This window comes from Marinobacter daqiaonensis (genome assembly GCF_900115285.1).
GTDB classification, from domain to species: domain Bacteria; phylum Pseudomonadota; class Gammaproteobacteria; order Pseudomonadales; family Oleiphilaceae; genus Marinobacter; species Marinobacter daqiaonensis.
This window is the reverse complement of the sequence record NZ_FOYW01000001.1, coordinates 471742-498122: the sequence shown is the minus strand read 5'-3', so window position 1 is coordinate 498122 and position 26381 is coordinate 471742. Positions and strand designations below refer to the sequence as shown.

Sequence of the window (26381 nt, the reverse complement as noted above, 5' to 3'; positions counted from 1 at the left end):
TCAGGGCTTCGGCCCGGCAGCGCTGACCCCTGGCGGCCGCACGTAGAAGTGGGTGATGGTGCCATCACCGAATTTGCTGAAGAAAGCGCTTACCTCGGTAATCCGCCGCAAGGACCGGCGTCGGCTGACAGGATCCCGCACCAGCACCTTGATACCCTCGAAATTCTCGCCGATCTTCGAGAACCGTGCCCGCATGGTGCATGTCACCACTTCCGCCGGCTCGAGGGCGAGTTCCCGGGCAAGCCAGTGACGATGGGCGCCGGTTTCCGCCGTGCTGAGGTCCTCGCGGGTATCCAGGTGCTGCAGTTTGACCCGGTCCACAATGCACCGTGAGTAACTGGCCGACCGTTGCCGGGCAATTTTGCGAAAGGCCTCCCAGAAGAAGCTGTCGGTGAGATCCGCGAAGTAGTTCATGTCGCTCAGGCAGGTATTCACCCAGTTATAGATGTCCGGCGCCTCCAGGGCCTCGTTTATGGCTTCCCGCAGGAGCCAGTCGAAGCCGAGGGCGGTCTTGTGGGCGTATACCTTGCGATACATCTGATAGCGGCTGTAGACGAAGTCCTCCAGCGCGCCCAGCCCCTTGTGAGTGATGGCCAGTCCCAGCCACGGCGCCCTGGTATCCCAGCCGAAGCGGAGGTTACTGAGCAGGTGGTCCAGGTTGAACCCGCCGATGGTCACCGAGGAGTGGAAACCGTCGCGAAGCATGTAGTCGGCACGGTCCGCGTCAATTTCCCCCGAGACTATGGACGACAGCATGTTCATTACCAGGGCGGGTATATCGGCGCTGCGGAGCTTGCCCGAGCCGGAGTCCTCGCCGGCAATGAATTCCCAGAAGGTATTGGCGTGGCGACAGAAGGCGTCGCTGGGGGTGACATCCGTTGTTTCCATGATGCCCATCACGTCTTCAATGTAGAGTCCCGCCTCCGCCAGGTCGATGCTGGTGAGGATGTCATGGGCCACCCTGACGGAATAGTGTTCGTGTTCCAGTCCCTCCGGCGGCTCCCTGAAGTAGCGCCGGTAGTCAACACCTTCCCATAGCTGCTCGAACAGTCCGGGTTGCTCCATCAGATCGTGGATGCGGGCCGCCTGGGTGAACTGGTGGGAGAAGCTGGAATGGCCGCTGTCGTGAAGCAGGCATCCCAGGCGGATGGTCTTGGCCAGGTAGTCAATGGCGTCGAGCTGGCTCAGGGTCAGGTCCACCTGTTCGCTGAGCTGTCTTTCCCGCAGATAGGCATCGATCATGGCCCGGAACATCCGCCCGCCCACATGCATGACGCCCACGCTGTGCAGGAAACGGGAGTGGGTTGCGCCGGGAAAGACGAGGCTCAGGATGTCGTTCTGGCAGATATTTCGCAGCCGCTGGAACAGCGGATGGTCAATGACCTTGATCTCATGGCGGTACAGGGGAATACCGCCGTGAACCGGATCCATAATGATCTTGTCATAGGCTCCGAGCAGGTCGTTTACCGCCTTGCGCATGATTAAACCTCACAGGAAAAACAATGTGGTACTTGTTATATCACAGCACCATGCCAGAATACCCGGTATGAGCCCCGCTATAACACACGTTATGGACCGGCCATGGGCAGGCTTTACCAACAACGCTAAGGCAGAAGCATGACAGCGCGCACTGAGCGCATTCTTATCATTGATCCTGATGAAGCTGCCAGGAACGATCTTGATCAATACCTGATATCCCGGGGCTTCTACGCCCAGGGCTGCGCCAGTATTTCCGAATGCCGGCAGCTCTTCACCGAGCAACCACCGGATGTGATTTTTGCCGACCTTTCACCCAGCGCCATCTCGGAGCTGGTGTCGGTACTGAATGTCACTGTCGGCCTTACCCCGCTCGTCGCCTGTTCCCATGCCACCGACGCCACTCAGGTTATCGAGGCGTTGCGCGCCGGCGCAGCGGATTTCATCCTCAAGCCCCTCAGTGACAAGTCCGTGGTCGATGATGTACTGGGGCGCCTGTTTGACCGGATCCGGATCCACCGCCTGAACCATCTCTACCGCCAGGAACTGGAAGAAGCCAACTCGGACCTGCGCGAGGGCATATCGGAACTTCGGGCCGATCAGCGGGCCGGGCGCAAGGTCCAGTTGAGGATGCTGCCAGACCATCAGGTCATGCTCAACGGCCTGGCCATCGATCACCTGATCAAACCCTCACTTTTTCTCAGCGGCGATTTTCTGGACTATTTCCGGATCTCCGACGACCAGACCCTGGTCTACATCGCCGATGTATCCGGGCACGGAGCCAGCTCCGCCTTTGTGACGGTGTTGCTCAAGAACCTCACAAACCGGCTTCAACGTAACATGCGCCGGGGCTCCTCTGATGACATTCTGTATCCGGAACGCTTTCTCCAGCGTATCAATTCAGAGTTACTGGATACCGGGCTTGGCAAGCACGTTACGGTTTTTGTGGGGATCATCTCATCCGCCGCCAGAACACTCCGTTACGCTGTTGGGGCGCATTTCCCGATGCCGGTGATCGCTCAGCCGGGCGAGACCCGTTTTCTGGAGGGATCGGGACTGCCAGTGGGACTGTTTGAGGATCCTGAGTGGGAGGTCTACGAGATACCGTTATCGACGCCTTTCAGCCTGTTCCTGTTTTCAGATGGCATACTTGAAGTCCTGAAGGCTGAGAGCCTTATTAAAAAGGAAGAGCAACTACTTGAACTCATTTCAGGAGGCCGTCACACTATCGCATCGCTAAATGAGGCCCTTCATCTCGATGGGATGGCAGAGCTACCAGACGATATCGCGATTGTCTCGGTCACTGATGTGACTATGTCCGATGCAAATGAAAACAAACGTATCGGAAACTGATGCCGGGAAGCCGGCGGGTGCTGGATAAGCCAAGGCTTTCCGGCGGTTCCGTTTTGTCGAACGACTGGCAGTAAAGACATGGCTGGCTACAAGATTCTGCAGGCTGAAAAGCAGGGGATCTACGTCCTCAAGTTCATTGGTGAAATACGACTCAACCTCTGTTCCACGTTGGATAATCTGGTGGAGTCCATTACCTCTGATCCGGCATTCAAGACGGTTGTGATTGACCTCACGGAGACCGAGGTCATCGACAGTACGACTCTGGGGCTGTTGGCGAAAATCGCCATGGCGGCCAACAAGAAGAGTCATTTTCTGCCCACACTCATATCCACCAATCCGGACGTTACCCGGATTATTACCTCCATGGGGTTCGACCGGATTTTCATCATTGTCCGGGAGCCTGCCTCAAGGATTGAAGAACTGGAAGAGATTCCTGTTCTGCGTGCCAGCGAGCAGGAAGTCCGGGACAAGGTACTGGATGCCCACCGGGTGCTGATGGGCCTGAACAGCCGTAATCGGGAGGAATTTCGTAATCTGGTGCGCGCACTGGAATGCGAAGATATCGGCTGATACGGTCGTGAAGGCACCATTCCCATGCATCGGCGAGCCGAAACGGAAGCACTATGCCTGAGAATAGACAGCCCGGTGACGGGCAACCCTCCGAGATACAGAAAACCTACTCCGGACAGTCTGAGAAGCACGAAGTTGCCGTGCTCGGCGGCGGCAGTTTCGGCACAGCCATGGCCAAGGTCCTCACCGAGAATGGCCACAGGGTTCATTTCTGGATGCGGGACGAGGCCCAGGCTAGGGAGCTGTCCGAGAAAGGCACCAACAGCCGCTACATGCCCGGCGTGACGCTTTCCGGCGACCTTTGTCCGACCACCGATTTCGCCGACGCCGTCGCGCAGGTGGATACCGTTTTTGTCGCCATCCCCAGTAAAGCCTTCCGCGATGTCATTCGCAGCCATGCCGGTGCCTTCCGCCCCGGTCAGATCGTCGTGAGTCTGACCAAGGGTATCGAGCGGGACGGTTTCAAGCTGATGAGCGAGATACTCCAGGAGGAGATTCCCAAAACCCGCATCGGCGTGCTGAGCGGGCCCAATCTCGCGGCGGAGATCGTCAACCGGGAGCTTACTGCCACGGTCATCGCCGCCAAGGTTCCTGAAGTGCGGCGAACGGTGCAGGCGCTGCTGGGCTGCGAGTACTTCCGGGTCTACGCCAACGTGGATGTCTACGGCGTGGAGCTGGCAGGGGCCCTGAAGAATATCTACGCCATTGTATCGGGTATGGCGTCTGCTCTCGAGCTGGGTGAAAACGCCCGCGCCATGCTGATGACTCGCAGCCTTGCCGAGATGAGCCGCTTCGCCGTGAGCCTCGGGGCCAACCCCATGACCTTCATGGGTCTGGCGGGTATCGGAGACCTGGTGGTGACCTGCACCTCCGCCAAGAGCCGGAATTACCGGGTGGGCTATGCAGTGGGCCGCGGTGACCGGCTGGAGGATGCCGTTGCGGAGCTGGGACAGGTGGCCGAGGGAATCCATACCCTGCTGCTGGTGAAAGAGAAGGCTGAGGAGGTTGGCATCTACATGCCCCTGGTTCGGGGCCTGTACGATATTCTGTACGGCGGAGCCTCCATCAAGGCCGTGATCAGCAGTCTCATGACTGCGGTACAGAACTCGGATGTGGAGTTCATACTGCCCCGTACACTGACAGGGCAGGCCTGAGCCGTGCACCTGCTGGTAATGCGCCATGGCGAGGCCGGCTGGCATTCCATTGACCAGCAGCGGCAACTGACGGACGCGGGCCGGAAGGCCGCCGGAATCGTCGCCCGACAGATCGCCAGATCCCCCTGGCGGCCGGTCGAAATCTGGGCCAGCCCCCTGGTCCGGGCCCGGCAGACGGCAGCGGTCGTGTCCGAGATCCTCAATTGTCCAGTGGATGAGAAGATATTCCTCACCCCGGACGACGATCCCGGCAAGTGCCTTGATGCCTTGCTGGACATGTCAGTGGACGGGCCCTTGATGCTGGTTTCCCACATGCCGCTGGTGGGTTCGCTGTCCACCCTGCTGGTGGACGGTCACCGGCGGGGCATTCCGTTCATGACCAGCCAGGCCGTGTTGCTGGACATGCCGGTGATCGGCCCCGGCTGTGCCGACCTGAAGAGCCAGTTTCTCCCCTGACGTGGACGCTGCAAACCAGGGGGTCGTCGTTTGGGTTGGAACCGATTGTGTCTGCCCCCATTCTCTGGATATATGGCCGGTGGCTGAAACGAAAACCACCAGCCCCATATTTCCATACTGATCAGGAGTGCCTATGAGCCAGGATCCGAAACGTCTGGAAGAACAGGTGAAGGCCGCTCAGGTGGAGGGTAAGGGCTTGCCCCCCATCGAGCAGTGGAATCCCGAGCTGTCAGGCGATATTGATATCCTCATCGCCCGCGATGGCACCTGGTTCCATGAAGGGGAGCCCATGCAGAGAGAGACGATCCCCCGGCTGTTTTCCACCATTCTCAGGCGGGAAGACGATGGTGAGTATTACCTTGTGACCCCGGTCGAAAAATGGCGCATCCAGGTGGAGGACACCCCTTTTCTGGCACACACTCTGGAAGTCGAGGGTGAGGGCGAGATGCAGTTGCTGGGTGTCACTACCAACCTGGGCGAGCATGTCGTCGTGGGGGCGGATCATCCCCTTGAGGTGGGTGCCTACGACAGTGACAGCACTCCCCGCCCGGTTGTTCACGTTCGCCGGGGCCTGGAGGCAAGACTGACGACGGCAGCCTACTATGAACTGGCCGACCTGCTGGTGGAAGAAACCACCGACGAGGGCAAGACGCTCGGCATCTGGAGTAATGGTCAGTTTTTTGAGGTGGGGCAAGGTTGAAATACGGTCCGTTGCCTCCACCAAGGAAGTAACACGGTGGAAATGACGGTCTGACCCTTGTTAGACTGTGCGTTCAATCATGTTATCGAGCCCGGCAGCCCCGGTAGGGGTGCCCTGTGGTCGTTAGTTCCTCTGTGCAGTCCGGCTGTTCACGATCACTTTCGATCATCCGTTTTAACATATACAGTCATTGAGACATGCAAGGAGAAACCATGGCCGAACCTCGCGTTGTAACCATCCACTATACACTGACCAATGATCAGGGAGAGCAGCTTGACTCCTCCCGTGTGGAAGGTCGTGAGCCGCTGGCATATCTGGAAGGTGCGCAGAACATCATCGGTGGTCTGGAAAGCGCCCTTACCGAGAAGGCAGCCGGCGATCAGGTAAAGGTTACCGTGTCACCGGCCGAGGGTTACGGTGAAAAGAACGAAGAGCTGGTCCAGCCGGTTCCCCGTTCCGCCTTTGAAGGCGTGGAAACCATCGAGCCGGGAATGCAGTTCCAGGCGCAGACTCCGGGCGGTCCCCAGGTCGTTCGCGTGGTTGAAGTGAACGATGAGACCGTGACCATTGATGCCAACCACCCTCTCGCCGGTGAAACCCTGCATTTCGACGTGGAAGTCGTTGAAGCCCGTCCCGCAACGGACGAGGAGCAGGAGCACGGTCACGTGCACTGACTCTGAGTCGCCAGGCGATCTGGTAATAAAAAAGCGGCCCGCGGGCCGCTTTTTTTATTTTTGGCCGACTGGCAACCACCGCCACGCCTGGGCGGAGAACACCCACAAAAAAACGGCCCCGAGGGGCCGTTTTTCGCTTATACCGAACGATTACATGTTCGGATAGTTGGGACCGCCGCCCCCTTCCGGGGTAACCCAGGTTATGTTCTGGGCCGGATCCTTGATGTCACAGGTCTTGCAGTGAACGCAGTTCTGGGCGTTGATCTGGAACTTCTTGCCACTGCCGTCTTCCGCTTCAACCACCTCGTAAACCGCTGCCGGGCAGTACCGCTGGGCCGGTTCGTCATACTTCGGCAGGTTGTGCTCGATGGGAATCGAGGGATCCTTCAGCTTCAGATGGATCGGCTGATCTTCCTCATGGTTGGTGTTGGAAATGAACACCGAGGACAGGCGGTCGAAGATGAGGGAATTGTCCGGCTTCGGATAATCGATCTTCTTGGCCTGATCGGCCGGCTTCAGGGTGGCGTAGTCCGGCGTGGTATCGTGGAACGTCATGGGCAGCGGACGGCCCAGGATGTTCTGCTCGATGAAGGCAATGGCGCCGCCGCCAACATTACCGAACTTGTGCATTGCCGGCGAGAAGTTGCGCTCGTTATAGAGCTCCTTGTACAGCCAACTGTTCTCGAAGCGCTCCTGGAAGCTGGTGATTTCCTCACCGGTCTTGCCCTCCTTGATTGCCTCGAACACCGCCTCGGCGCCCAACATGCCGGACTTCATGGCGGAATGGGAGCCCTTGATCTTGGAACTGTTCAGGGTTCCGGCGTTGCAGCCCAGCAGCAGGCCGCCCGGGAAGCTCATCTTCGGCAGGGAGTTGAGACCACCCTTGGTGAGGGCCCTCGCGCCGTAGGAAACGCGCTTGCCACCCTCGAGGTGCTTGCGGATTTCCGGGTGCAGCTTCAGGCGCTGGAACTCGTGGAACGGGCTCATGTGAGGGTTGCTATAGGACAGGTCAGTGATCAGTCCCACGTACGCCTGGCCATTTTCCAGGTGGTACAGGAACGAACCACCGGTGCTGCCGGACTCGTTCAGCGGCCAGCCGGTCGTGTGAATGACCAGCCCCGGCTCGTGCTTCTCCGGATCGATGTCCCACAGTTCCTTGATCCCGATGCCGTAGTGCTGCGGATCCTTGCCTTCGTTGAGCTTGAAGTCGTTGATCAGCTGCTTGCCCAGGTGGCCGCGGGTGCCTTCGGTAAAGAGGGTGTACTTGGCGCGCAGTTCCATGCCCGGCATGTAGCTGTCTTTTTTGCTGCCATCACGGGCGATGCCCATGTCACCGGTGATGATGCCCTTGACCTGGCCATCCTCGATAATCATCTCGGAAGCGGGGAAGCCGGGATACACCTCAACACCCAGGGCTTCGGCCTGTTCGGCCAGCCAGCGGCACAGGTTGCCCAGGCTGATGATGTAGTTCCCTTCATTATGCATGTTCTTTGGCACGAAGGCGTTGGGGATCTTGGTCGCCTTGTCCTCGTTCCTGAGCAGGAAGATGTCGTCACGGGTCACCGGTGTATTCAGCGGCGCACCCCGGTCCTTCCAGTCGGGAAAGAGTTCGTTGAGGGCAGTCGGTTCGAATACCGTGCCGGCAATGATGTGGGCGCCGATCTCGGAGCCTTTCTCTACGACACAAACGGTCAGTTCCTCACCGGCTTCCTGGGCCAGCTGCATGGTGCGGCAAGCTGCCGCCAGGCCCGCGGGCCCCCCGCCGACGATCAGAACATCAACTTCCATTGATTCGCGTTCCACGATGGTCTCCTCAAACGTCTCATCAGTGAATAAAAGGCAATCTGGTACGTCGGGATTCTCACGGAAGTTTCCCGGGGCAGGCGGCTCTTTCCGGCCGGCGCTGCACGTCCCGTCACGTTTTTACGCCCAAATCTCATTGTAACGATAGCGACCGGGTCCCTTATCGGGTGGCCCATGTATACATGCAAAGCTTACATGGTACCGGACAAGCGGCTGATAAACGACAGTTTACCCCGCTTTTTGCCGGTTTCAAACGCACGTTTGAATTTATCGGCCGGTTCTGGCATCGTTAAAGCGTCCGGTCAGTCTCGGATCCAACCGGATAGCAAGCAAAGTGGGTTATACCATAATTTTGCGAAACAGTGTTCCGAAAATACCGCAAAAATGGGGTTTTCACGGCCGAAAACAGAACACGGTTCGGTACCGGAGCCACTGATAATCCGGGAAAAACGGGCCTGGAGGGGCGCCAAAACGGCTTTTGCTATTGACCCACCGGGTCTTTGCCTTCAGTATTATGGCGCCCTGACAGCAGGTCCAATGGAGTTTTTGCTGTTTGAATCAACGTTCGGCCGTTGCTCATTGCGGCCGGAGCGACAGGAATCATGAATACTCTGGTGTTGCCCCCGGCGGTGATTGTGTCCCAGGCGGGTTGGTCGAGAGTTTTTTTGATTACGAGTCATTAAACCCATCGTAGAAGAACGAGGAATCTATGAAGGTTCTGGTCGCTGTAAAACGAGTTATCGACTACAACGTGAAGGTGCGCGTCAAGCCGGACAATTCCGGTGTTGATCTTGCCAACGTCAAGATGGCGATGAACCCCTTCTGTGAAATCGCGGTCGAAGAAGCGGTTCGTCTGAAGGAAAAGGGCGTCGCCAGCGAGATTGTTGTGGTATCCATCGGCCCGAAGGCTGCTCAGGAGCAAATCCGCACAGCCCTGGCTCTGGGTGCTGATCGCGGTATCCACATCGAGACGGACGAAGAAGTCCAGTCCCTCGCAGCCGCGAAGCTGCTCAAGGCTGTCGTTGACAAGGAAGAGCCGAAAATGGTGATCCTCGGCAAACAGTCCATTGATTCTGACAACAACCAGACTGGCCAGATGCTGGCAGCGCTGGCTGGCATGGGTCAGGGCACGTTCGCTTCCGAAGTTGTTGTTGAAGGCGAGAAGGTCAATGTCACCCGTGAGGTGGACGGCGGTCTGATGACTGTCTCCCTGAACCTCCCTGCGGTCATTACCACTGACCTGCGCCTGAACGAGCCGCGTTACGCTTCGCTGCCGAACATCATGAAGGCCAAGAAGAAGCCCCTGGACGCCACGACTCCCGCTGACCTGGGCGTGGACATCGCTCCCCGCCTGGAGACCGTGAAGGTTGAGGCGCCTGCGGCACGCAAGGGTGGCATCATGGTCGAAGACGTGGCCCAGCTTGTCGACAAACTGAAGAACGAAGCGAAGGTGATCTAAATGAGCATCCTGGTATTTGCTGAACACGATAACAGCAGCCTGAAGCAGGCTACCCTGAGTGTCCTGGCGGCTGCCAAGGCCATTGGTGGCGATGTCGACGTTCTGGTTGCCGGCGAGAACTGTGGTGCGGTTGCCGAGCAGGCCGCCAAGGCCGAAGGCGTGAACAAGGTTCTGGTTGCCGACAACGCGGCCTATGGTCACTTCCTGGGTGAGAACCTGGCGGACCTGGTGGCGGAAGCGGGCAAGGGCTATAGCCACATCCTGGCCAGCGCCGGTACTGTCGGTAAGGACTTCATGCCGCGCGTAGCCGCTCTGCTGGACGTTGCCCAGATTTCCGACATCATGGCCGTTGTCGATTCCGACACCTTCGTGCGTCCGATCTACGCCGGTAACGCCATTGCCACGGTCAAGTCGTCCGACAGCACCAAGCTGATCACTGTCCGTTCAACCGGCTTTGATCCGGTTTCCGGCGAAGGCGGTTCCGCCAGCGTTGAGAACCTGGACATCGTCAAGGACGCCGGCCTGTCCTCCTTCGTGAGCGAGCAGCTGGCCGAGTCCGACCGTCCGGACCTGGCAACCGCTGACATCGTTATCTCCGGTGGTCGCGGTATGCAGAACGGCGAGAACTTCAAGATGCTCGAGAAGGTTGCCGACCTTCTGGGCGCTGGCGTCGGTGCCTCCCGGGCCGCGGTTGACGCGGGCTTTGTACCCAACGACATGCAGGTTGGTCAGACCGGTAAGATCGTCGCACCGCAGCTGTACATCGCGGTGGGCATTTCCGGTGCCATCCAGCACCTGGCAGGTATGGGCGACTCCAAGGTGATCGTTGCCATCAACAAGGATGAGGAAGCGCCGATCTTCCAGGTTGCAGACTACGGTCTGGTTGCTGACCTTTTCGAAGCGATTCCCCAGCTTGAAGAGGAACTGAAGAAGGTCCTGTAAGAGCCTGATTCAGAATAAAAAAGGGGCGCCTTCGGGCGCCCCTTTTTTGTGGCTTTCCAGCTCCGGAAGGGTGGTTGTTGTCGCCGCCTCTGCTATCCTTCTGATGCTTTTACTCTTGGTACCCCCGGCTCCTTGTGGATGCAACCGGGGCAGGAACACTCGACACAGGTAAGGAGAACGACATGGATTCCGGCTTTGATATTGTGCTTTTCGGTGCCACCAGCTTTGTCGGCCGCATCGTGACCCAGCGGCTGGCCGAGCGCCACGGGTTCGATGGCACGAAAGCGTCCGGCAACGACGGTAAACCGGTTCGCTGGGCCATCGCCGGTCGTTCCAAGGCCAGGCTGGATGCCCTCAGGGACGAACTCGGCCCCGCGGGGACCGACCTGCCCATGATCATTGCCGATGCGGAGGATGACGATTCCCTGCGGGCCCTGTGCGAGCAGACCCGGGTAGTGATCTCAACCGTTGGCCCTTACGCTCTCCACGGCGAACCTCTGGTGCGTGCCTGTGTGGAGTCTGGTACCGACTACTGTGACCTCACCGGCGAGGTTCAGTGGATTCGCCGGATGGTGCAGCTGTACGAGGAGCGGGCAAAGGCCACAGGGGCGCGGATCGTTCACTGCTGTGGTTTTGACTCGGTACCGTCGGACCTGGGCGTATGGCATCTCCAGCAGGAGGCCATCGACCGTTTCGGGACACCCTGCCATCAGGTGAAAATGCGGGTGAAGGCCGCCCGGGGCGGGCTGTCTGGCGGGACGGTCGCCAGCCTGATGAACGTAATCCGGGAAGCATCCTCCAACAAGGCACTGCGCAAGGAACTGGCGGACCCGTTCTCCATCTGTCCGCCGGACCACCGGTCGGTACAGCGCCAGCCCAACGTCAAGGCCGCCGAGTACGACAGCGACTTTGAGGTCTGGGTGGCCCCCTTCGTGATGGCCGCCATCAATACCCGGGTGGTGCATCGTTCAAACGCCCTTCAGGACGCGCCTTACAGCACCGAGTTCCAGTATGACGAAGCCATGATGACCGGCCGTGGCCTCAAGGGACGGGCACGGGCCCTGGCCATGGTGGGGGCCCTGGGCGGCTTTACTCTGGCGACGGCCATCAAGCCGACCCGCTGGGTACTGGAGAAGTTTGTGGTTCCTAGCCCGGGAGAGGGTCCCGACAAGGAAGCCCAGGCGAAAGGTTTCTACGATCTCCGTTTCATCGGCAAGACCGAAGGTGGACAGACCATCACCACCAAGGTGACGGGTCAGGGCGATCCCGGTTATGGCTCCACCAGCCGGATTCTTGCCCAGGCGGCGGAATGCCTGGCCTTTGATATCGGCGAAGACCACGGGGGCGGTTTCTGGACCCCCGCCAGCCTGCTGGACGGGCACCTGCTGAAACGCCTGGAGCAGCACGCCGCCATGAAGTTTGAAGTGCTAATGGGCCGCTGACCGCCTGTAAAGCGCGGCTATCACGTGGCCGCGCTGGTTTTACCGGAGCGGTCAGTCGAGGGTTTCGAAAAGGGCACCCATGATGTCGTCCATGGTGACGAAACCCTGCAGCCGATTATCATCCAGTACCAGCAAGCGCTTCACTCTATGGGCAGTCATCAGGCTCGCGACGTGACGTATCGCCAGGCTTTCGCCCACGCTGATGACTGGTTTCGCGCATATGTCGTAAACGTTGATCAGGTCGATGTCGCCGTCTTCGGCGATAACCGTTTTCAGGATATCGGTGTAGGTGATCAGGCCCCAGGCATCGTGTTCATGGGTTTGCTCCACCACCAGAGATTTTACGCGATGTTCTTTCATCAGCCCGATGGCTTCACGGATCGGCGCGAACGGCGACACCTTGATAACATCACGAACCATCACATCTTTGACCAGGATCATCGGAAGTCCCTCTTATTCCATGGAATGTTTCAGGTGTTGCTCGAACTTTTCTACCTGGCTGAAGTCGATGCCGGCAAGGTGCTCAAGGGGTAGTGTGAAGACGATTCCTTTCGAATCCCGCCCCTCCGGCATGATGATCTTGTGAACCGCCTTCAAAATCTCCAGGGACAGTCCTTTTTCAAGCACCATCAGCAATACGCTCTGGCTGCCATCGTAGGCAAGGCCAAAGAACGTCTTGCGCGTGGTGTTGCTGATGCCACGGCCCGGCATTATGGTGATACCTCCAGCGCCCAGATCCCTGGCGGCGTCGATGCACTCCTGTTCGAGATCATCGGGAACGATGGCGGCCAATACGGAGAATTTCATGATTCTACCTCACGTCGTGTAATGAGCCACTGAACAGCAATGGCGTAGGACATAACCGTCACGATGGGGAAGATGGACGCGAACGCAATCAGTCCGAACCCGTCCATCAGCACATTGCGACCCTCGATGTTGCTCGCAAGACCGATGCCCAGCGCCGTAACCAGTGGGACGGTCACTTCAGAGGTCGTTACACCGCCCAGATCGTAAGCCAGGGCAACGATAAACCGGGGTGCCAGAAACGTCAGCAGGATCACCAGGGCATACCCGGAGATAATAAAATAGTGCATGGATCCCCCCGTGATGATCCGGTGCACACCGATCGTGATGCCCACGGCGACCCCGAGAGCCACCAGCACCCGGATCACATTGCCATTGAGCTGCCCGGCTGCCGCTTCCTCGGCTTGTCGGCCGATGGCGATCAGGGCAGGCTCCGCCATGGTCGTTGCAAAACCGATGGCGAAGGCGAAAAGGTAGACAAACAGAAACCCGTCCAGGCCGATGAGCTGCTCCGCCATGGCGGTGCCAATGGGGAACAGGCCGAGTTTCAGACCGATCACGAAGGCGTACAGACCCAGTATTACCAGGGTAAAACCAAGCAGGGTCCTGGGCGGATTGGGCAGCCCCTTGCGCAGAACGAGATACTGGAAAAACAGGATAGTGACGATGATCGGCAGCACATCCCGGATCATGCTGCCCAGCTCCAGAAGTACCTTGAAGAACCCGATGGGCTCCGGTGCAATGACTGGGGCTGTCGTCAGAGGGGCGGTGACGGGGTTGTCGTCGCCGAACACCATTATCCCGTATAGCTGGACGCTGATCATGGGAACCATCACCGCCAGGGCCACCAGGCCGAAACCGTCAATCAGTGGATTGCGGCCTCGGATCGAACCGGCAAGACCAATACCCAGGGCGGCAATCAGGGGGACAGTGACAATATTGGTGGTAACGCCACCAGAATCGTAGGCAAGGCCGACAATTTCCGCAGGGGCGAACCAGGTTATGATGACCACGGTAATGTAGCCGACGATCATGAACCAGTGCAGCGGGAAGCCAAAAATGGTCCGAAACACCCCCAGGGCCGTCACCAGTCCCACGGAGACGGCGATAAGCAGCCGTAGCCTGAAGGCGTCGATTCGCCCCGCACTGATTTCCTGGGCCTGTTGGGCCACGGCAATCAGCGCCGGCTCCGCAATAACAGCGGAGAAGCCAATGGCAAAGCCGAAGGCCAGCAGTATGGGTACCGAACCCCGGCGAGAAAACTGATTGGCCAGGCTCTTGCCAACGGGAAAGATGCTCAGCTCCAGGCCCTGCAGGAACAGGGCTACTCCCAACGCCACCACCAGCAGACCCAGAGCCATGGCGAGGGTATTGTCCGGGATCTGCCGCAGTACCAGTCCCTGGAAGACTACCACCACGAGAATAATGGGAAACAGGTTCTTCAGGGCATGCATGAAGGCCTGGATAAACGATTTCAGGACAGACACGGGCGATACCTGTGGACCAAGGCTGAGCTGTGACAGGACGGAGACCATCCGCCGGAATGTTAACCCGGCTGGGATAATGATTCTTGATAAGACTCATTTCAGCAATCTTTTTTGTCAAGATCCAGCCAGCGTTTCACCCCGGGCAGGGCCTCTTGGCCATGGGCGGCCATGATGCAGGTCCGGCCCCGGAGCCATGGCTCCATGCGTCGCGAAATCAGAGCCGTCGTTGCCTGATCCACGCCGGTGAAGGGTTCGTCCAGCAATACCAGCCAGCCGCGATGCAGCAGCGCCCGGGCCAGGGCCAGACGCCGCCGCTCGCCCCCTGACAGGCGCTGGCCCTGATCGCCGACCCAGGTATCGAGACCCGCTGGCAGCGACGACACCAGCTCGTCCAGGGCGACCGCGTGGAGGACAGCGTCGAGTTCCTCGTCGCTGCCATCGGGGCGGGCGAGCAACAGGTTAGCCCGCAGCGTGTCGCTGAAAAGATGGGTCTGTTGTCTCAGGTAGCTCAGGCTGTTGCCCCAGGGAAGATGACGGGCAGTATCGACAGGCTGGTCCCCGATCATCAGACGCCCGCTATGGCCTGGCTCTAGCCCGGCGATCACATCCAGCAGCGTGGATTTTCCCGAGCCGGAGCTTCCCAGAATGGCCAGGCGCTCGCCCGGCTCCAGTGTTGCGGTCAGCGGTGGCACCACCCATTCCCCGTAACGCCGGAGCGACAGCGCTTCAAGACTGACGGTGTCGGAGGACGGGGCTTCGCCTCCGTTCTCCCCTGATGCCTTGCCGGCACCCGTCTGCCCGTTCAGGCGGTCGGCTGCGCCCAGGGTGGCGCCGAGCTGGCTGAAGGCCGCCGGCAGTGGCAGAAAAGCTTCGCCAAGGCCCAGGATACCCAGGGTAAGCATTATGGCTACCGGTCCACTGATGGTTCCTTCCCGCCAGAGTGCCAGGCCGAGGATCAGGGCCAGGGCGGTTGCAAGCTGTATGGTAACCAGGGTCAGTCCGCTGGCCGTCGCCGATGTGACGGTGGCTTGCTCGCGGCTCTGGTCGACCCGGTCGCTGCGGTCGAGCAGGTCCGCGGCTTCCTTATGCCAGAGCTGCGCGGCCTGGAGCTCCGGCTGCGCTTCCAGGGCATTGATCAGGCGGGCCCGAAGCTCCTCTTCGTGACGGCCGGCCTCCCGGGTCGGTGTCAGGGTGCGGTGGGCAAGCCAGATCAGCACCAGGGGCAGCACACAAAGTGGGACCAGCGCCCATATCATCACGGGGGCCACGACCAGAAACAGGATGGCCGCCAGCAGCAACGAACCGAATGCCAGGGCCGGGGGCGCTGCCAGCCGGAGGAAAAGATTATCCAGGGCGTCCACGTCCCGGGTAAGCCTGTTCACCCGGTCCGCAGCACGATGCGCCCGGCGCAAATTAAGGGGCTGAAGGGCAAGACCGCGGAACAGCTCAACCCGGATGTCCGCCACCAGCCTGAGTACCGTGTCATGGTTGTAGAGTCGCTCCAGATAACGGGCGACCGTGCGCGCGACTGCAAGAAAACGGATACCGCCCCCGGGCGCGTAGATCTCCAGTGAGGCCTGGACTCCCGCTGCCATCAGCAGTCCCGTCAGGGCAGTGGCGGTAATGAACCAGCCGGAGAGTGCCAGCAGGCCGGTGCCGGCAAGAATGGTGACAAACAGCAACAGCCCGCCTACCATCAGGCGTCCCCGGCGCCGCTGCAGCATCCTGAGCCAGGGAATAAGGGGGCCGATCAGCACAGCCGCCCCCGTTCCATGTTCAGGCATCGGTCTGCCGCTTCCATTACCGCTGGATGGTGACTGACCACCACCAGGGTCGAACCATCCCGCCGTAATGCCCGGATGGCTGCTATCACGAGGTCCTCACTGGCGCGGTCAAGCCCGGCGGTGGGCTCGTCCATCAGTATCAGCGGATAGCGGGCCAGAAAGATCCGCGCCAGGGCGAGTCGCCTGGCCTGCCCCCCCGAAAGCCCGACGCCTTCCTCTGAGATTGGCGCATTCAGCCCTTCAGGCCTGCCACGGACAACGTGAGCGAGCCCGACCTGTTCCAGGGCGTCCATCAGTTCCGCGTCCGAGGCATCCGGAGCGGCGAGCCTGAGGTTGCCGGCCCAGGAATCCTGGCGCAGGTAGGGCGTCTGGCCCAGCCAGCCAAGGGGAAGGGCACCGGGCTCCTGCCCGAGGACTGTCGCCGTGCCTGAGGCGGACGGCAGGAATCCGGCCAGAGCCTGGAGCAGGGTGGACTTACCGCTGCCGGAGGGACCGCGGATAGCCACAAACTCTCCGGCCTCGACGGCAAAGCTAACTGAGTCCAGGGCCCGGCGGTCACCCGGGTAGATCACCGTCAGGCCATCCACCTGAACCGCGGGACGGTCCCCACGGGACTGGTCAGGTGCGGCGGCGGATGCCTCCTTCGGTGGCGCGCTACCGAGACGGGCCGCCAGCTGGCTGGCAGCTCCAAGGGCCGTGGCCCGGTCATGGTAGTGCTGGGCCAGCTGGCGCAATGGCTGGAAAAACTCCGGCGCCAGCAGGAGCACGAACAGACCGCTGAACAGGGTAAGCTGGTCCGACGGCCCGTAATCGATATAACCCAGCAGCCCGAATCCGACGTAGATCGCGATCACCGCGATTGCCACGGACGCGAAGAATTCCAGTACCGCCGAGGACAGGAAGGCCACCCGCAGGGTTTTGAGGTTGATGCGGCGGTAGTGGTCCGTGGCCCAATGGATGTCCGCGGTAGCGGCGCCGGTTCGCTGGTACAGCTGGAGGGTGGTCAGCCCCCTTATCCGGTCCAGGAACAGGCCGGAGAGGCGCCCCAGGGAGCGCATGTGCTGCTGGTTCAGTCTTTCCGCGCCCATGCCCACCAGGGCCATGAACAACGGGATCAGGGGAGCGGAGAGCAGCAGAAACAGGGCCGCCAGCCAATCCAGCCAGAAGGTGACCGCCAGGATCATCAGCGGCACCGAAACGCACAGGATGGTCTGGGGCAGGAAATGGGCGTAGTAACCATGGAGGGCGTCCACCTGCTCGAGCCACTCCGAGGCGAGGGTGCCCGACGAGGTATCGGCAAGGGCAACCGGCCCCCGGGCGCGGACCGCCTGCAACAGGTTACGCCGCAGCAACGCCCGGATGTGCCGGCTGGCCATGGCGGACAGCCGGCCCTGGACCGCTAGGGCGGCACCCCGGGCCAGCAGGGCCACGATGATGCCCGCCAGCCATGGCAGCCAGTCCGATACCGGTGCCTCCACGACAAGGGCCTGATGGGCCAGGGCGGCCATCATGCCCAGCTGGACAATGGCAGCAGCTCCGGCCAGGGTGCCGGCCACCACTGAACCGCGGATCTGCCGGTTGGCGACGCTCTGGTACTCCCTCAGCCAGCCGGCCGCGCTATTGGTGGAAGTGTTAATGATAGCCCTCACCGGCGCGGACCTTGCCCCGGAACACCCAGTAGGTCCAGGCGGTGTATCCCAGCACCACCGGAATCACGAACAACAGGCCGAGCAACAGGAACAGCTGGGAATTGTAGGCGGATGCCGCATCCCACAGAGTGTAATCCGGTGGCACCACGTAGGGCCACTTGCTGATAATCAGGCCCAGGTAGGCACAGATAAACAGCCCCATGGTGGCAAGAAACGGAACCGCCTCATCACCGACACGAACGCTCCGGAATACCATGAAGGCGAACAGCAGGCCGACAACAGGGAATACCCAGATAACACTGAGATGGTCGAACCACCGGTTGCGGACAAACTCGTCCACAAAGGGCGTCCAGATACTGATCACGCCGAATACCACCAGAACCGCCGCGAGCAGGGGCAGGGCCAGACGACGGGCCCACTGTTGCAGCTCCCCTTCGGTCTTCAGGATCAGCCAGGTGCAACCCAGCAGGCTGTAGCCGGCAAGCAGTCCCAGTCCGGTCAGTACCGTGAAAGGGGTGAGCCAGTCCAGCGCACCGCCGGTGTAGACGCGGCTGCTGGTCTCGAAACCCTGGATATAGGCTCCGGCCACAACGCCCTGGGCAAAGGCCGCCACGGTGGAGCCGCCGGCGAACGCCCAGTTCCAGAGATAGCGTGAGGTGCGGGCCTTGAAGCGGAATTCGAAGGCGATACCCCGGAAGATCAGGCCGGCCAGCATCAGGAACACGCCAATATACAGAGCCGGCAGCAGGATCGAGTAGACCAGGGGGAAAGCCGCCAGTAGCCCGGCCCCTCCGAGCACCAGCCAGGTCTCATTGCCATCCCACACCGGGGCCACTGTGTTCATCATCACATCTCGGGACTCCTCATCCGGCGCGAAGGGAAACAGAATCCCCACGCCAAGATCAAAGCCGTCCATAAGCACATACATGATCACGCTGAAGCCAATAATAAGCGCCCATATCATGGTCAGATCGAACAGTTCCATATCAGTAACCTCCCTGGCGGACAACGTCCTCGTTGTATTCGAACGGCACATGAGCCGCCGAGAACGGACGTTTGGGGTGATCGGACTCGTGTTCGGTGTCCTTGGCCTCAAGACCGTCGTGGAGCACCCGCATGAGGTAATAGACACCTGCGGAGAAAACGAGCAGGTAAACCACCACATACCCGATCAGCGTAAACAACGCCATACCTCCGGTAAGAGATGGGGTCACCCCTTCAGCCTGGCTCATCATGCCGTAGACAACCCAGGGCGCTCGACCGGTTTCGGTGACGACCCATCCCGCCAACACCGCCACAAATGGCGTCACCGACATGAACCTCAGTCCCTGCAGGAACCAGCGATTGGTGGCATAGCGGCCACCCTTGCGCAGGATCAGCCCCGCCAGGGCGACGGCAATCATCAACAGGCCGAGGCCCACCATCAGCCGGAAACTCCAGAAAATCAGGGCGACCGGCGGCTGCTCATCCTCACTGACCTGATCAAGGCCCGGCACCTCGCCTTCCAGGTCATGGGTCAGAATCAGGCTGGCCAGCTTGGGAATTCCCACTTCAAAGTGGTTGGTCTGGTTTTCCTGATCCGGCCAGGCGAACAGCAACAAGGGTACTCCTGAGCCGGTTTCCCAGAGTCCCTCCATGGCCGCGACTTTCATGGGCTGGTGTTCCAGGGTATTGAGTCCGTGGAAATCACCGACCACGGCCTGGGCGGGTGCAATGATCAGCAGGAGCCACAGGCACATGGAAAGCGCCTTGCGATTGGCCTCCACCTCTCGGCCCCGCAACAGGTACCAGGCGCTGACCCCGGCCACCACAAAGCCGCCTGTCAGGAACGACGCCAACACCATGTGGGTGAAGCGATAGGGGAAGGAAGAGTTGAAAATGGCTTCAGTCCAGGACACCACCTGAAAAGTGCCGTCACGGAGTTCCACGCCCGCCGGAGTGTGCATCCAGCTATTGGCTGACAGAATCCAGAATGTTGAGATGAGTGTTCCGAGGGCAACCATAATAGCCGCAAACAGGTGGACGCCTTTGGGCACCTTGTCCCGGCCAAAGAGCAAAACCCCTAGAAAGGCAGCCTCCAGAAAAAACGCGGTGATTACCTCATAACTCAGCATTGGCCCCATGAAATTGGCGGTTGCCTGAGAGAAGTTGGACCAGTTGGTGCCGAACTGGAAGGACATCACGATGCCCGATACCACACCCATGCCGAACACCACGGCAAAAACCTTGGTCCAGAATGTCGAAAGGCGGGTCCACATCGGGTTGCCGGTCTTGAAGCCAATGCCCTCCAGAACAGCGATATAGGAAGCCAGGCCAATCGTGAAGACCGGGAAAATCGCGTGGAAAGACACCACGAACGCGAACTGAATTCGCGATAGCAAGAGGGGATCAAGCTCCATTGGAACCTCCGGTAACCACCATTATCACAGGAAACAACACCGACCTTGGCAGACTGCCTGCAATTTATGCGGTTGTTTTTCTCACCGGCAGATAACAGCATGCTACCGTAACCATAGCTCAGATCGGATAGGGCGAAATGTCGCAGTTGTTGATGTATCTCAAGACTGGTTTACAACATGAACTTCTATGAAGAAAAGATTCTCCCCCATCTGACGGACTGCGCCTGTTCCGTCGGCCAGCTGATGAAGCTGCGGAAGCGGATTGTGCCGAGGGCTGAGGGCGTCGTGCTGGAGATCGGCATGGGCTCCGCGGTCAATCTGCCGTTCTACGATCCGGAGAAGGTGGAACGACTCTACGGGCTCGAACCGTCGGAAGGAATGCGCCGTAAGGCACAGCCACAGATAGAAAACTCACCACTTGATGTGGAGTGGCTGAACCTGCCGGGCGAGGAGATTCCCCTGGCCGACAATTCGGTGGATACCGTCCTGACCACGTTCACCCTGTGTACCATACCGGACTGGCGAAAGGCCCTGGGCCAGATGAGGCGCGTCCTCCGGAGCGACGGTCAGCTCCTGTTCCTCGAACACGGCGAAGCCGACCAGCAGGCAGTTCGCAAATGGCAGAACCGGATCACCCCCGTCTGGAAACATGTGGCCGGCGGCTGCCACCTGAACCGGCCCATCGCGGACATGCTCCGAGAGACGGGTTTCGAGGTGGTGGAACTGGAGACCTTCTACCTTCCAAAGGCCCCCGGCTTCGCCGGTTACATCTACCAGGGCAGGGCGATCGTGGCAGCGCAGAGCTAACCCGACAGGTCGCACCGACCATAATTGCGTTGGCCGCCCGGGCCTTATACAATCCTGACCCTCCAGCACCTTCCTGCAATGCCCGGGTGGTGAAATTGGTAGACACTGGGGACTTAAAATCCCCTGACCGTTAGGTCGTGCCGGTTCGAGTCCGGCCCCGGGCACCAAAATATTTTCAGTTAGTTAAGCTGTTTTCCTCAAGGTATCTATCATCCTGCTTTCAGGTTGACCCAACCCTGTTCCCAATCAGTTGCTGAGATCCAGACCGGGTACGTTGCCAACTGAACTGTTCGCGGTGCCTTTGAAGCCTGCCCTGCCTTTTTCAAATCGTGACGAACGACACTCGGAATAGTTGTCAAAGTTAATCGCCACATATGGAAAAATTTCCCGCCCCGCCAGTAATTATTACGTGGGGTAGTCCGGTTCTTCATTGCCGGAGGGCCGCAGAGGACCCCGGACAGCGGGATAACGAGACCTGGCAAGAAAGATGCTCCACACCAGTTTGAGTATTACCGGCCCGTGCAACGTCTGATTGACGCTCTTCTTTGAAATGCGGGCGTGAAGGTATCTGTTTATACCGGAGAGCGGACAGAAGCGAAGCCGACGAATCGGCTAAGGGGAAATGGTATGAACAAGGAACACAAGTTGATGCGGGATCTTGGTCTGCAACTGGCCACAGCCGGGGTAAGCGCCTTGCTGCTGGTATCGCCGGTATCTGCCCAGTCAGGCTCCACTGATCAGGCCAGGCAGGACAAGAACCGGCAAATGGAACAGTCGGCCAGGGCGGAATTCAAGCAACTGGATGAGAACAACGACCAGAAACTGGAATGGGACGAAATAGAGCCCAGGCTCGAGAACGCGGATGCCAAGGACAAGTGGGACCAGGACAAACTCATGAGTGAGTTTGACCGGAACGACGACGACGCACTGCAACCCCAGGAGTACCAGCGCTTCGTGACGGAGGCGGGACTGACCGGAAGTCAGACCGGACAGACCGCCAGGGCGCAGTCGGAGCAGGAACGCCAGACCGGTCAGCAGCGGCGGGAGGTCGAGCTTGAGTCAGCCGACGTCCAGGTCGATCCCGGTCAGTCGCAAGTGGAGGTGACACAGAAGTCTCCTGATGTGCAGGTGCAGCAGGCAGAGACGGACGTTTCAGTGAAACCCCAGGCGCCACAGGTGACCGTGCGGCAACCCAAGCCCGAGGTAACCATCACCATGCCCAAGCCGGAGGTCGAGGTGACCCAGCAGGACCCCAACGTCAATGTTGATCAGGGCCAGCCCGATGTTCAGATCGAGCAGCAGGAGCCTGAGGTCACTGTGAGGAGAGAGAAGCCCGAGGTTGAGGTGGAAGGGCAGCAACCGGAAGTGGTTTTGCAGCGGGATAAGCCCGACGTGAGCATGACCGACACCCAACAGCAGGCCGATGTAACCACACAGCAGGCAGAGGGGGAGACCCAGGTCCAGATTGAGGAGTCCGAGCCCCAGGTGGAGATCACCCAGGCAGAGCCTGAGGTTACCATCGAGACTGCAGGGCAGGCCGGTGTAAACGTGCAGGGGGAAGAACGCGACCAGGCCCGGAGTGAGCAACAGGAACGGGGCCAGGAAGTGGCGGCGGAGAATCTGGACGAAATGGATGCTCCCGCAGCGGGCATGTCCAGTGAAGAGCGGCAGGCCCGGCAGCAGACCCTGGACAACCTGAGCATCGATGAGCTGAGAGGCCGGGAGATCGTAAACGCCAATGGCGAGGATCTTGGTGATGTCGACCACGTGGTGGTGTCCCGGGATCAGGGGAAAGCAGGGGTGGTGCTCTCCATCGGTGGTATTCTTGGCATGGGTGCCGAGAAAGTGATGGCGCCTCTGGATGAACTGCACCTGCAAGACGACCGTCTGGTGTGGGACACCTCCAGGACAAAAGACGAACTGGAGGACTCAGCTGATTACCAGGAGCGAAACTACAACAAGGTATCCTCCGAAAATTACCGGAACGTGGGTGAGCTCAAGCAAAACCCCGGTCAGTAAACTAAGCTGACAAGAGGCACCCGGCCGGCGCTTTTTCTGTGCCGGCCGGGTTTTTTTGTAGCGTATCCGGTACCGCCATGACTGTTTCAGCATCCCACTCCTTACTGATCCTGGCCCTGGTGTTCCTGCCCGGGCTTGCCGATCGTTCCGCGGCCGATGACTGTGGGTTGGATGCAACCGAGCAGGCCTTGCTGGAGCGAGTCAATGAGGCCCGCGGCGAGGCCCGGCAATGCGGTGACGAAAGCTTTGATGCCGCACAGCCACTGTCCTGGAACTGCAAGCTCGAGGATGCCGCCCTGGCCCATTCCACGGAGATGGCGGAACTGGAATTCTTCAGTCATACCGGCCCTGACGGTGTCCGGATCGGGGAGCGGGTAAACGACAGGGGTTACCGCTGGTCGGCGGTGGGCGAGAACATCGCCGCAGGCCAGAACTCTGTCGATGACGTGGTGGATGGGTGGCTCTCGAGCCCGGGCCACTGCGCCAACATCATGAGTCCCAAATTCACCGAGATGGGCGCAGCGAGGGTCGAGGCGCCGGGCTCACAATATTCTCCCTTCTGGACCCAGGTTTTTGCACGACCGCGCTGAGAATCCACTCCCGGCATGCCCCCCCTGAGAACGGTTACAGCGATCCCCACCGGGACCAGTGCGGCTGGCCGACTCCGCGCTGGCTGTTAGACTGACTGTAATTCTGCCGTACAGATACGATGTACCACCATTGAGAGAAAAGCTGGTATTGGGAGGCCATCCATGCACAACGCAGAGATCGCCCGCAGGTTTCATGAACTGGCCGACTTGTTGGAGATCCAGGACGCCAATGAATTCCGGGTGCGGGCCTACCGCAACGCCGCCAGCATTGTGGAGGGCTCCTCCCGGCCCATCGAATCCATGGTGGCCGACGGCGAGGACCTGACGGCCATAAGGGGTATTGGCGATGATCTTGCGGGAAAGATAGAGGAGCTCGTGAAAACCGGCAATCTGCCACAGTTGCAGGAGTTACAGGGGGAAGTGCCCGAACAGCTTACTGAACTGATGCGTCTGGACCAGTTGGGGCCGAAGCGGACCCGCGCCATTTACGATGCACTGGGAATCGGGTCACTGGAGGAGCTGGAGAAAGCGGCGGAAGAGGGCAGGATCCGGGAGCTCTCCGGTTTCGGCCCCAAGACGGAACGAAAGATAGCGGATGAGGTGGCCAGGCTCAGTGAGCGGGAAGATCAGCGTATCCTGCTGGGGGAGGCCGAGCAGGTGGCTGGCCCCCTTGTGCGGTACCTGGATGAGCTGGACGAAGTCAGTCGGATCGAGGTGGCCGGAAGTTACCGCCGGCGCAGGGACACGGTGGGAGACCTGGACATCCTGGTGGCCTGCGACGACAGCGGGCCTGTCATGGAGCGGTTCACCAGTCATCCGGAAGTGGCGGAGGTGGCGTCCCAGGGCAAAACCCGCGCTACCGTTCATCTCAAATCCGGCCTGCAGGTGGATCTGCGGGTTGTTAAAACCGCCAGTTTTGGCGCAGCGCTGCATTATTTTACCGGCTCCAAGGCCCATAACGTCGCGATCCGGAAGATGGCTGTCGAACGCAAGCTGAAGGTGAACGAATACGGCGTCTACCGTGGCCGTAAGCGCATCGCCGGGGAGACCGAGGAGGAGGTGTTCGAGCAGGTGGGACTGCCCTGGATTCCTCCCGAACTCCGGGAAAACCGGGGTGAAATCGAAGCCGCTCAGGGAGACCGGCTACCGGATCTGGTGCAGGAGAAGGACATAAGGGGCGACCTGCACCTTCACACCAGCGCCACCGATGGCCGAAATGATCTCCGGGAAATGGCGGAGGAGGCGAAACGCCTTGGTTATGAGTACATCGCCATCACCGACCATTCGAAACGTCTGGCCATGGCCAAAGGCCTGGACGCCAGGCGACTGCGGCAACAGATGGAAGAGATCGATGAACTCAACGACGGGCTGGACGGAATTCGTGTACTCAAGGGGATCGAAGTGGACATCCTGGAGGATGGCAGGCTGGATCTGCCTGATGACGTACTGGATGAGCTCGATCTAACGGTCTGCTCGGTTCACTCCAAATTCGACCTGTCCCGGAAGAAGCAGACGGAGCGGGTGCTGCGGGCCATGGATAACCCACGATGCAACATCCTTGGCCATCCCACCGGTCGCCTGATCAACAGGCGCGAAGCCTACCGGATCGATCTGGAGGCAATTGTTGAAGCGGCCGCCGAACGGGGCTGTTGCCTGGAGCTGAATGCCCAGCCCAGTCGGCTGGACCTGTCTGGCCGTTACGCAGGCATGCTGCGGGACGCCGGCGTGCCGGGCGTCGTTTCCACAGACGCCCATGCGGTGGACCACCTGAATTTCATGCACCTGGGAGTGGCCCAGGCCCGCCGGGGCTGGATGGAAAAGAAGCATCTGCTCAATACCCGAACCCTGAAACAGCTGCAGAAAATGCTGGCGCGCTGATCGCAGCTCCTCGGCGGCGGCATTTTCGATGATACAACCGCCTTGGTATCCGGTGTTTCTCAAAACAGACAGGCAGTGGATCCGGCAGCCGGGGTTGTAGTCCCGGGAGTGGGGCCACACGTCTATAGTTAACTGAGTGCCAGTTCCACAACCCGGGGAGTGCTATGAACGCCGAGGAAAAAAGCGAACGAATGAACGAGAACGAAGTGATCAGCCGTGGGCCCATTCCCGTCGTTACCGGCCTGCTGATCGTCAATACGATTGCTTTCGTTGCGCTGCTGGCGGGGCCCTATGCCGGCCTCCAGAGCCTCGCGCTATGGCCCATGGGCGGCGAGGTGGCCATCAATCTGCCCCCGGGTGCTTCCGCCGGCGAGTTTCAGATCTGGCAACTGGTCACCTACGCGTTCATGCACGGAGGCCTGTTTCACCTGTTCATCAACATGTTCGTGCTCTGGATGTTTGGCAGTGCCATGGAGCGTGCCTGGGGTTCGCTCACCTTCGCCTGTTTCTATTTCCTGTGCATTATCGGCGCCGGAGCGGTCCAGGTTCTGCTGATGTCCAGCGGTGTGATGCCGGCGGCGCCCACAGTAGGGGCTTCTGGCGGCGTTTTTGCCATTCTGCTGGCTTTCGGGATGACCTTTCCGAACCAGATGGTCATGCTGATATTTCCCCCGATTCCCATGAAGGCCAAATACTTTGTCGTGCTCATCGGGGTGATCGAACTGGTAGCGGGCGTCAGCGGTACCCAGCAGGGCGTGGCCAATTTCGCGCACCTGGCGGGCATGGTCTTCGGGCTGATCTTCATGCTCACGGTACGACCTAAAGTGCGGGGCTAGTGCTACTGCTGGACAATCAGGGGCACGAGGTCCATGTTCACTGGACGGGTGCGGCTGGGGCCTGCCAGCTCCTCGGGCCCATCAAAGCCTGTTCCAGGA

Annotated in this window: 23 protein-coding genes and 1 tRNA gene; 15 read left to right on the top strand and 9 right to left on the bottom strand. The window is 59.9% G+C overall.

Annotated elements, in window-relative coordinates; genetic code table 11:
- Entirely contained in the window at nucleotides 1–1479 is a 1479-nt protein-coding gene (locus BM346_RS02285) for an HD domain-containing protein (protein WP_092008678.1), read from the bottom strand.
- A gap of 138 nt (nucleotides 1480–1617) precedes the next feature.
- Here BM346_RS02285 and BM346_RS02280 point away from each other — a divergent pair, with 138 nt between their 5' ends.
- The 6 genes from BM346_RS02280 to BM346_RS02255 all read left to right on the top strand — a co-directional run bounded on the left by BM346_RS02280 (nucleotide 1618) and on the right by BM346_RS02255 (nucleotide 6383).
- Nucleotides 1618–2829 carry a PP2C family protein-serine/threonine phosphatase gene (locus BM346_RS02280; protein WP_092008677.1) on the top strand — a complete coding sequence of 404 codons (1212 nt, stop codon included), beginning with the start codon at nucleotides 1618–1620 and terminating at the stop codon, nucleotides 2827–2829.
- A gap of 78 nt (nucleotides 2830–2907) precedes the next feature.
- Nucleotides 2908–3399 (top strand): STAS domain-containing protein, encoded by a 492-nt coding sequence (locus BM346_RS02275; protein ID WP_092008676.1) that lies wholly within the window; start codon nucleotides 2908–2910, stop codon nucleotides 3397–3399.
- Nucleotides 3400–3452: 53 nt separating this feature from the next.
- Nucleotides 3453–4553, top strand: a complete 1101-nt coding sequence (locus tag BM346_RS02270) for an NAD(P)H-dependent glycerol-3-phosphate dehydrogenase (RefSeq protein WP_092008675.1) — start codon at nucleotides 3453–3455, stop codon at nucleotides 4551–4553.
- Nucleotides 4554–4556: 3 nt separating this feature from the next.
- On the top strand, nucleotides 4557–5009 hold the full coding sequence (locus BM346_RS02265) for a SixA phosphatase family protein (RefSeq protein WP_092008674.1): 453 nt from the start codon (nucleotides 4557–4559) through the stop codon (nucleotides 5007–5009).
- Between the two features lie 133 nt (nucleotides 5010–5142).
- Nucleotides 5143–5709, top strand: a complete 567-nt coding sequence (locus tag BM346_RS02260; protein ID WP_092008673.1) for a DUF1285 domain-containing protein — start codon at nucleotides 5143–5145, stop codon at nucleotides 5707–5709.
- 212 nt (nucleotides 5710–5921) lie between these two features.
- Nucleotides 5922–6383 carry an FKBP-type peptidyl-prolyl cis-trans isomerase gene (locus tag BM346_RS02255; RefSeq protein WP_092008672.1) on the top strand — a complete coding sequence of 154 codons (462 nt, stop codon included), beginning with the start codon at nucleotides 5922–5924 and terminating at the stop codon, nucleotides 6381–6383.
- Between the two features lie 150 nt (nucleotides 6384–6533).
- Here BM346_RS02255 and BM346_RS02250 read toward each other — a convergent pair whose 3' ends face one another.
- A complete protein-coding gene (locus BM346_RS02250) occupies nucleotides 6534–8186 on the bottom strand; it encodes an electron transfer flavoprotein-ubiquinone oxidoreductase (RefSeq protein ID WP_092008671.1) in 1653 nt (550 codons plus the stop codon).
- A 709-nt stretch (nucleotides 8187–8895) separates the two neighbouring features.
- Here BM346_RS02250 and BM346_RS02245 point away from each other — a divergent pair.
- From BM346_RS02245 to BM346_RS02235, 3 genes are all read left to right on the top strand, one after another.
- Complete coding sequence (locus BM346_RS02245; protein WP_092008670.1) at nucleotides 8896–9645, top strand: electron transfer flavoprotein subunit beta/FixA family protein; 750 nt, start codon at nucleotides 8896–8898, stop codon at nucleotides 9643–9645.
- Entirely contained in the window at nucleotides 9646–10587 is a 942-nt protein-coding gene (locus tag BM346_RS02240) for an electron transfer flavoprotein subunit alpha/FixB family protein (protein WP_092008669.1), read from the top strand.
- A 182-nt stretch (nucleotides 10588–10769) separates the two neighbouring features.
- Nucleotides 10770–12029 carry a saccharopine dehydrogenase family protein gene (locus tag BM346_RS02235; protein ID WP_092008668.1) on the top strand — a complete coding sequence of 420 codons (1260 nt, stop codon included), beginning with the start codon at nucleotides 10770–10772 and terminating at the stop codon, nucleotides 12027–12029.
- A 51-nt stretch (nucleotides 12030–12080) separates the two neighbouring features.
- Here BM346_RS02235 and BM346_RS02230 read toward each other — a convergent pair whose 3' ends face one another.
- From BM346_RS02230 to BM346_RS02200, 7 genes are all read right to left on the bottom strand, one after another.
- Nucleotides 12081–12470: a CBS domain-containing protein gene (locus BM346_RS02230; protein WP_092008667.1), complete on the bottom strand. Its 390-nt coding sequence runs from the start codon at nucleotides 12468–12470 to the stop codon at nucleotides 12081–12083.
- Nucleotides 12471–12482: 12 nt separating this feature from the next.
- The gene (locus tag BM346_RS02225; RefSeq protein ID WP_092008666.1) at nucleotides 12483–12836 is read right to left on the bottom strand and encodes a transcriptional regulator; all 354 of its coding nucleotides are present in this window, start codon (nucleotides 12834–12836) and stop codon (nucleotides 12483–12485) included.
- Complete coding sequence (locus BM346_RS02220; RefSeq protein WP_092013207.1) at nucleotides 12833–14320, bottom strand: DUF1538 domain-containing protein; 1488 nt, start codon at nucleotides 14318–14320, stop codon at nucleotides 12833–12835. The genes BM346_RS02225 and BM346_RS02220 overlap by 4 nt, the downstream gene beginning before the upstream one ends.
- Nucleotides 14321–14418: 98 nt before the next feature.
- Nucleotides 14419–16104, bottom strand: a complete 1686-nt coding sequence (gene cydC, locus BM346_RS02215; protein WP_092008665.1) for a thiol reductant ABC exporter subunit CydC — start codon at nucleotides 16102–16104, stop codon at nucleotides 14419–14421.
- The gene (gene cydD, locus BM346_RS02210; protein WP_092008664.1) at nucleotides 16071–17753 is read right to left on the bottom strand and encodes a thiol reductant ABC exporter subunit CydD; all 1683 of its coding nucleotides are present in this window, start codon (nucleotides 17751–17753) and stop codon (nucleotides 16071–16073) included. The genes cydC and cydD overlap by 34 nt, the downstream gene beginning before the upstream one ends.
- Complete coding sequence (gene cydB, locus BM346_RS02205; RefSeq protein ID WP_092008663.1) at nucleotides 17737–18738, bottom strand: cytochrome d ubiquinol oxidase subunit II; 1002 nt, start codon at nucleotides 18736–18738, stop codon at nucleotides 17737–17739. Before cydB ends, cydD begins: the two co-directional genes overlap by 17 nt.
- Before the next feature lies 1 nt (nucleotide 18739).
- Nucleotides 18740–20152, bottom strand: a complete 1413-nt coding sequence (locus BM346_RS02200) for a cytochrome ubiquinol oxidase subunit I (protein ID WP_092008662.1) — start codon at nucleotides 20150–20152, stop codon at nucleotides 18740–18742.
- A 177-nt stretch (nucleotides 20153–20329) separates the two neighbouring features.
- On the opposite strand from BM346_RS02200, the gene BM346_RS02195 reads away from it, so the two are divergent.
- The 6 genes from BM346_RS02195 to BM346_RS02170 all read left to right on the top strand — a co-directional run bounded on the left by BM346_RS02195 (nucleotide 20330) and on the right by BM346_RS02170 (nucleotide 26282).
- On the top strand, nucleotides 20330–20959 hold the full coding sequence (locus tag BM346_RS02195) for a class I SAM-dependent methyltransferase (RefSeq protein WP_092008661.1): 630 nt from the start codon (nucleotides 20330–20332) through the stop codon (nucleotides 20957–20959).
- An 80-nt stretch (nucleotides 20960–21039) separates the two neighbouring features.
- Nucleotides 21040–21126, top strand: a tRNA-Leu gene (locus tag BM346_RS02190).
- 460 nt (nucleotides 21127–21586) lie between these two features.
- Complete coding sequence (locus tag BM346_RS02185) at nucleotides 21587–22978, top strand: PRC-barrel domain-containing protein (protein WP_092008660.1); 1392 nt, start codon at nucleotides 21587–21589, stop codon at nucleotides 22976–22978.
- 77 nt (nucleotides 22979–23055) lie between these two features.
- Nucleotides 23056–23568 (top strand): CAP domain-containing protein, encoded by a 513-nt coding sequence (locus tag BM346_RS02180; RefSeq protein ID WP_092008659.1) that lies wholly within the window; start codon nucleotides 23056–23058, stop codon nucleotides 23566–23568.
- Between the two features lie 162 nt (nucleotides 23569–23730).
- Nucleotides 23731–25446: a DNA polymerase/3'-5' exonuclease PolX gene (polX, locus tag BM346_RS02175; RefSeq protein ID WP_092008658.1), complete on the top strand. Its 1716-nt coding sequence runs from the start codon at nucleotides 23731–23733 to the stop codon at nucleotides 25444–25446.
- Between the two features lie 191 nt (nucleotides 25447–25637).
- On the top strand, nucleotides 25638–26282 hold the full coding sequence (locus BM346_RS02170) for a rhomboid family intramembrane serine protease (RefSeq protein WP_092013204.1): 645 nt from the start codon (nucleotides 25638–25640) through the stop codon (nucleotides 26280–26282).
- Nucleotides 26283–26381 lie beyond the last annotated feature (99 nt).